The organism is Aquitalea sp. LB_tupeE, from assembly GCF_013391415.1.
In the GTDB taxonomy this organism is placed as follows: domain Bacteria; phylum Pseudomonadota; class Gammaproteobacteria; order Burkholderiales; family Chromobacteriaceae; genus Aquitalea.
The window spans coordinates 63254-69993 of the sequence record NZ_JACAXB010000006.1 but is presented as its reverse complement, the minus strand read 5'-3'; the positions used below and the strand labels follow the sequence as shown (position 1 = coordinate 69993).

The window sequence follows — 6740 nt, the reverse complement described above, 5'->3', positions numbered from 1 at the left end:
CAAGGCTGCATTGCCTAAAATGAATTTGCGTTGCTGCAATTTTGCTGCACTTAGTGAGGTAAATGGCGGTAAGTCGCAGGAAGTGCGGGTAGGTTAAGTTGCTGATTTTTATTGGTTTTCTGATGAGGTTTCAGTCTGGGCAAGGCCCGTTAAATGGACTGTTAATCCGCAGGTCGCAGGTTCGAGCCCTGCTCGGGGAGCCAACAGATTCAAACAGAAGCCCACCTACACGGTGGGCTTTTTGTTTTCCTATTTGGCCTGCCATATGATGCCGAATTGTATTGGCACCCCTATGTCAGGGCATTGTGCTCGATGATGCATAGCTGAAGAAAGCATCCACCGGCAGTGGTTTGCTGTAGTAGTAGCCTTGGCCAATATCGCAGCCGGCATCACGCAAAAACGCGGCTACCGCCTCACTTTCAATTCCCTCTGCAACGACGGTCAGTCCCAGGTTATGGGCCAGCTGGATGGTGGATTTCACAATGGCGATGCAGCTTTTTTCACTTGTCAGGTTGGTGACGAAACTCTGGTCTATCTTCAGTTCGTTGACCCGCAGGTCCTTCAGGTAGGACAGCGATGAATAACCCGTCCCGAAGTCGTCAATCGATTGCCGGAAGCCCATCCTGTGCAATTGATCCACCGTCATCATGAATTGGTCTGGTGAGTCGGAAAACGAACACTCGGTAATCTCCAGCACAATGTTTTCAGCAGGGATGGCATGAAAGGCCAACAAGTGGCGCAGGTCTGAAATCAGCTCGGGGTCGGCCAGATTGCGCGCTGACAGATTGACTGAAAAGAGCAGATCCATGCCGGCCTGCCGCCATTGTGCCGTTTGGCGGAAAAACTCGGACAGCAGCCATTTGGTGAATGGCTTGATCAGGCCAGAACTTTCGGCAACCGGAATGAACTCGGCCGGGGAAATATACTGCCCGCTACCGGTACGCCAGCGCGCCAGTGCTTCCGCGCCCACCAGCCTGCCGGTTTTCAGGTCGATCTGTGGTTGGAAATGCAGGCTGAGTTCCTGATTGCTCAGTGCATGGCGTAGCTGACCGAACAAAAGGTTACGCCGGACAAATTGCTGATTCAGCTCCTCGTTGTAAATGGATATGTCCAGCTTGTTGGCACGGCCGTGCAGCATGGCTTGCTCGGCCTTCAGCCACATATCGGCAGTGGTTTGGGCATGCTGCGGGTAGAGTGCAATGCCGATGCTGTTTTCGATGTGGATGGGGTAGTTGTCCACCTGATAGCTCAGTGCGATATCTGAGACCGCTTCTGCCAGCTTGCACGGCTTGGTATTTTGTAGTTCGGTCTGGTAGAAGAAACCGAATTCGTCACGTCGCAGCCGTCCCAGATAACCAATCTTGCCGTAACGTTCCTGTAGCGAGTGGGCAATGGATTCCATCAGCAAATCGCCGCCACGTTCGCCCAGGATATTGGATATTTCAAACAGCCGCTCCAGCCGCAGGTCAATCACCACAATAGCTTCCTGAGCCGTATTGCATTGTGCGATGGCCTCCTCCAGCAGTACGATCAGCCGATTGCGATTAGGCAAGCCGGTGACTTCATCATGCTGCGCCAGGAATTGCAGCTGATCCAGATAGGCGCGTGCACGGGCGGTATTGGTTTCCACCTTGTCATGCAGCATTTCTTCAAAGCGGGCTCGCACCAGATTGAATGCCGCGGCCATGGTGGAGTAAAACAGCAATGCCGGAATCATCTGGCCCACATAAGCATCCGGGTAATGCCAGGCATGCGGCAGATTGCCAAGCAGCTTTACCGCCAGCCAGCATACCGCCACCCAGGCCAGGCAATACAACCAGCCAAGGCGTTGCCCCTTGATGAAAAAAGCCAGAAATGGGTAAGTGAATACCCACAACACGCCGCTTCCTTCCAGTCCGCCATACACAATCAGGGCACTGGATATGAAAATGCCGTACCACAGGATAAGGGATTCAGCCCAGCCTATGGCACGGTCGGTATTCAGCAGCAGGAATGCAGGAAGCAAGAAAAGGACCGCAACGGTGATCTCTGCTTGCGCCAGTTCTTCAAAGTGAAACTGGAAATAGTTGATTAGCGCAAAAATCAGGGTTACGGGTAATGCCAGTGCAATGGCAATCACGGCCTGCTTGCGTCTCTCTTCCGTTGTGCTGACTGGCTGTACATTCAAGCCTAGCAGCGAGCACACGGTACGAAGCACTGCACCATAGGTGATGAGTGCTCTGGCAGTTCTGGTCATGATTTCCCCGATCGCATCGACCAATCACGCTAACAGCGCCAGACAATCCTCATGAACTTCCCTGCCTTGGCTGTTTTGTATATGTCAGGTGGAGTGATGGAGTTGCGGGCAAACAGAACCTTGAAAATTGCGTGACGTTGCAGTTGCAAACCAATCAGCCCATGTACACTTTTATAGCAAAAATAGACAAACTCGGAGCAGCTGAACCGATGAAATGTCTTGACATCATCAAATTGAAAGTCATACGCACTACCGATGCGGCTTAGTGCAGCATGGCGCGCTGCGCTCACCACATCGGCCACATTTACTACTAAACCTTGCTGTAATTGCTGGTTTATAGCGGACTCAAATTCATTCAAGGCGGCCATTCCGGGCAGGAACTTGGCCAGACTGCCACTCTTTTTTTGCAATGGGCCTTGCAAACGGATAACGCACAGATAATCACAGCGGGTGAAGGTCAGAATATCTTCCACAAAGACACCGCGTGACATGGAATGAATCACCATTTGTCGTCCGGTCTGAAAGTAGGCCGGGTCATGTCTGACCGCTTCTTTTTCTGCCTCACTGGCTTCTGCCCAGCCTGCATTGCCGGTGGCTACTTTGAGTTCACTGGCGGCCAGTTTGCGGTCTGCCTCGGTCAGTTCGCCCACATACAATGCGGCATGGGAATAAAACTGCGCGTCATTGCCGCTATTGCCCGCCATATTGATAAAGGCACCATCAATGAAATGGTCAAAACCCCTGAGCAGAATATCGCCCGGCTGTAACGGCAGGCCATCCTGCCCGCCTTCTAGCAGATTGCGAATGGCCCGCGCATCAATCTTGTAACCGCCTGGGTCTTCCTGCACGCAGTAAGCCATGCGGATTGGCCCGCTACGCAAGCTGGCGTATTTCAATGTTCCTATCCAGTTGATGAGGCGATCTATCAGGAAATTACTCAAGCCTTTCCAACCGCCATATTGCGGATTGCCCCAGTAGGTGGGCCGGGAAGGGGGCAGGGCTACGCCAAACAGATTGAGGACAAACAGCAGGCTCAAGGCCGAGGTCAGGATGATTGCACGGTAAGCGGGGGGCAGCAGCCATGCCAGTAGCACCAGCAAGGGACTGAACAGGGCGGTAATCATCAGGAAACGCAACAACAGGTAGACGGGGCGCGCCAATATGGCCAGTAATAGCAACAAGGTCTTGTCGATGAATTTCATGTATTCCCAACCCTCCTCGCTTGTTAATCCAGACGAAGCATTGCGGTGCTGACCGCCATGGTATCGGTATCAATCAGCCTGTAGCGCAAGCGGTCGCAATCATCATCGGTACAGGTGGATGAACCACCATCTAAGGCCAGCGGAATACCGTATTTCTGACTTTCCGAGCTGCAATCAAGCCCGTAGTGCATGTGACCGAACAGCAGTATCTGCACCCGGTCCTGAATGATCTTGCACAAGGAATATGCATCCTTGAGCCGGCGGAAACTGCGGGTGACGCCTGCCAGCAGATGAATGGCCAGATGACCATCGCCCACATCCGGCGCAACGCTGTAGCCGTAGTAAAACGGGTGATGATGCAAACACAGGATGATGCGCTTGTCCCGGATGTCTGGCCGGTCCAGCAAGGTGTTGAGCGCCGCCAACTGGCTGCTGCCCAGATGCCCTTCGGCAAACCAGCGCTGGTACCACACCAGTTCTGCGGCGTTGGAATCCAGCAGAATCAGCACATGCGCAGCATCAAGCTGATGGACTACCGGAAAGCTGGTGGGCTGACCGAGGAAAATCCACTGGTGATAATCATTGAGAAAAGCATGCGCCGCCTGATTATTGATGGCCATTGCATTGCCATAATCGTGATTGCCGGGGCAGAGATACACCCGATAGCCGGCGGCGGACAAACGTGCCAGTTGCTGGCAACCCGCGGCGCGGTTTTCGGTACTGGCGCTATCGATGACATCACCGGTATGAATCAACAGGCAATCTTGCGGGGGGAGTGGGGGCGTGGTGACAAGCTGGTCCACTAGGCGGGAGAAGCGGAGCTCATTATCATTTTTGCCCAGATGCGTATCGCTGATATGGATTAATTTCACAGTCTTGTACCTGACCGGCCGAACGTCTCCGGCTAAAGCCCACCTGTTTGATCTGGAAAAATCACCTGCTTCACTTATAAGCAGCTGACAAAGCGACTGCAAGGCGAATCTCGGTGCGACCAGCCCTGGCCAGTCCCTTGTTTGCTGTGTCGACCCGCCCTGTCTGTTTTGCCGCAGTGACTGCAAGTTCTCATCGTCATCATCCGGGCACTCATGTATAAAACAGCAAGCCCTGCGCAATGGCTGGCACTTTCCCGGCCGGTCATTTACAGATGGGGCAGGACCAGTCAGAAGCATGTCCAACAATAACAAACCGAAAAGGAAGTCGGAGGATGACAATCAAGCTGAAAATCACGCTGCTACTCTCTATTGCCTTGCTGGCACTGCTGGTGGTCAGCGCAGTGGGGCTCTGGCAACTGAGTGCGGCACAAGCCCGTTTCGAGTACATCAGCAGCAATACCTTTCCCAGTCTGAAAGCCTTGCAAAGTGCGCAAGTCGCCATGTACGACATGCGGACATCGCTGCGTAACCATGTCTCCCATGTGCAGCAGGACAAGAAGCAGGAAGACGAAAAGGCCATCGAAAGCAAGCGCCTGCAGTTTGACAAGGCGGTCGGCCAATATGAGGCAGAGCTGGCGGTGGATGACACCGACCGGCAGATGGTGAAGCAGGCCAAGGCCGACATGGCGCAATACCGCACTGCCATGGACGAGTTTTTCAACAACTCGCGGTCCAATTACATGTCGGTGGCCACGGCCATGCTGGAAAGCGGCACGCTGTATCAGTTGTCCGGCAAGCTGGAAGCAGACCTGAACAAGCTGATCAACTACAACTATCAGCTGGGTAATCGGCAAAACGAAGCCAATCATTCGGCCTATGTCACGGCCAAGTGGTTGCAGATGTCGCTGGCCCTGGCGGCCTTGCTGCTGACAGCCATTGGCGGCTGGTGGCTGATCCGCGCCATTACCCGCTCCTTGACCGACATGCAGCACACCATGGAGCAGCTCAGCCGGCAGCGCGATTTCAAACTGCGGGTACACAACGCTAGTCGGGATGAATTGGGCCGTACTGCCAAGGCATTCAATTCCTTGCTGGACAGCCTGCAACAAAACCTGCAACAACTGCAGCATGGTGCCCAGGATGTGATGGCATCGTCACACCAGATGAACGAGGCGGCCGACACCATCTTCCAGGCTGCATCGGCGCAGAGCGAATCCTCTGCGGCAGTGGCTGCCACCATCGAACAGATGACGGTGAGCGTCAATCATGTGGCCGAGCGTGCTGACGAGGCGCAGCGCCTGTCGCAAACATCCAGTCAGCAAGCCGAAGCGGGCTCGGTCACCATCAGTCAGACCATCAGCGATATTCGCGACATCTCCGCCGCCATTGCCAGTGCCGGGCAGGCATTGCGTGGCCTGAATGCACAGAGTCAGCAAATCATGTCGGTGGTGCAGGTGATACGCGATGTGGCAGACCAAACCAATCTGCTGGCGCTCAATGCGGCTATCGAAGCTGCGCGGGCAGGGGAGATGGGACGCGGGTTTGCCGTGGTGGCCGACGAAGTTCGTAAACTGGCTGAGCGTACTGCCAGCTCCACCCAGGAAATTTCAGCCAGCCTGCAGGCCATGCAGCAGGCTTCAATTGCGGTGGTGGAGCAGATGAACAATGCCGAGCAACTGGTCGAGGGCGGGGTCAGCCGGGCGGATGAAGCGGACCGGGCCATCCTCAGCATTGGCGAAGCGGCTGCCGGAACCACCGGCATGGTGGCGGACATCTCCATGGCCATCAAGGAGCAAGGCGCAGCCAGCAACAGCATTGCCCGGCAGGTGGAGCGCATTGCGCAGATGTCGGAGCAGGCCAATGCGGTGGCAGCGCAAACCGCCGGTCATGCCAAGTCACTGCGCAGTCAGGCTGAACAGCAGATGAAGATCATCAGTCAATACCAGCTCTAGCCTGGATCACAACAGGCCATGCCCGCAGGCGTGGCCTGTTCATTTACCCCGGTATTCCACCCGTTCCAGCATTTCTTCCACGGCGCGCTGCAGCGCCTCGGCACGGCCATCGGCACCGGGCTGATCGGCAAAGTCGGTCCATTCGCCATAGCGTAACTGCCAGCCACTGAAGCCGGCCTCGTCCACCCGCAGGATGAACTCCGGTACGGAAAACACCTTGCCATCTGCAGTACTGAGTTGACGATAGACAATGCTGCTGCTGTCCTGGACAAACATGATGTGATCTTTCATTCATCGATGGCAAATACGCGGCCTACCATACCGCAGCGTGGGATTTTGTGCCAATCAGCCCGACTGACGACATGGTGCGGCAAAGCATAAACCCTGCCACTAAAATGGGGGTAGGGGGAGAAACATGCCAATGGTAAGATTGCTTGCATTTTTTAACACGCCCAGCAGGCCGCACCGCCTGACTGCG

The 6740-nt window shown here is 54.9% G+C and carries 5 protein-coding genes; 1 reads left to right on the top strand and 4 read right to left on the bottom strand.

Annotated features, from left to right (window positions below; translation table 11 throughout):
* Positions 1-295 precede the first annotated feature (295 nt).
* The 3 genes from HWX34_RS01415 to HWX34_RS01405 all read right to left on the bottom strand — a co-directional run bounded on the left by HWX34_RS01415 (position 296) and on the right by HWX34_RS01405 (position 4310).
* Positions 296-2236 (bottom strand): bifunctional diguanylate cyclase/phosphodiesterase, encoded by a 1941-nt coding sequence (locus HWX34_RS01415; protein ID WP_178970651.1) that lies wholly within the window; start codon positions 2234-2236, stop codon positions 296-298.
* A 29-nt stretch (positions 2237-2265) separates the two neighbouring features.
* A complete protein-coding gene (locus HWX34_RS01410; RefSeq protein ID WP_178970650.1) occupies positions 2266-3273 on the bottom strand; it encodes a hypothetical protein in 1008 nt (335 codons plus the stop codon).
* A gap of 188 nt (positions 3274-3461) precedes the next feature.
* Positions 3462-4310, bottom strand: coding sequence for a metallophosphoesterase (locus tag HWX34_RS01405; RefSeq protein ID WP_178970649.1), 849 nt, complete (start codon positions 4308-4310; stop codon positions 3462-3464).
* 332 nt (positions 4311-4642) lie between these two features.
* Here HWX34_RS01405 and HWX34_RS01400 point away from each other — a divergent pair, with 332 nt between their 5' ends.
* Positions 4643-6262, top strand: coding sequence for a methyl-accepting chemotaxis protein (locus tag HWX34_RS01400; protein ID WP_178970648.1), 1620 nt, complete (start codon positions 4643-4645; stop codon positions 6260-6262).
* A 39-nt stretch (positions 6263-6301) separates the two neighbouring features.
* On the opposite strand, the gene HWX34_RS01395 is transcribed toward HWX34_RS01400, so the two are convergent.
* Positions 6302-6538 carry a hypothetical protein gene (locus tag HWX34_RS01395; RefSeq protein WP_178970647.1) on the bottom strand — a complete coding sequence of 79 codons (237 nt, stop codon included), beginning with the start codon at positions 6536-6538 and terminating at the stop codon, positions 6302-6304.
* Between the last annotated feature and the right edge of the window lie 202 nt (positions 6539-6740).

Excerpts from the sequence above, each read along its gene's own strand:
- HWX34_RS01400 (WP_178970648.1), top strand. The coding sequence starts at position 4,643 with ATGACAATCAAGCTGAAAATCACGCTGCTACTCTCTATTGCCTTGCTG.
- HWX34_RS01415 (WP_178970651.1), bottom strand. The coding sequence starts at position 2,236 with ATGACCAGAACTGCCAGAGCACTCATCACCTATGGTGCAGTGCTTCGT.
- HWX34_RS01395 (WP_178970647.1), bottom strand. The coding sequence starts at position 6,538 with ATGTTTGTCCAGGACAGCAGCAGCATTGTCTATCGTCAACTCAGTACT.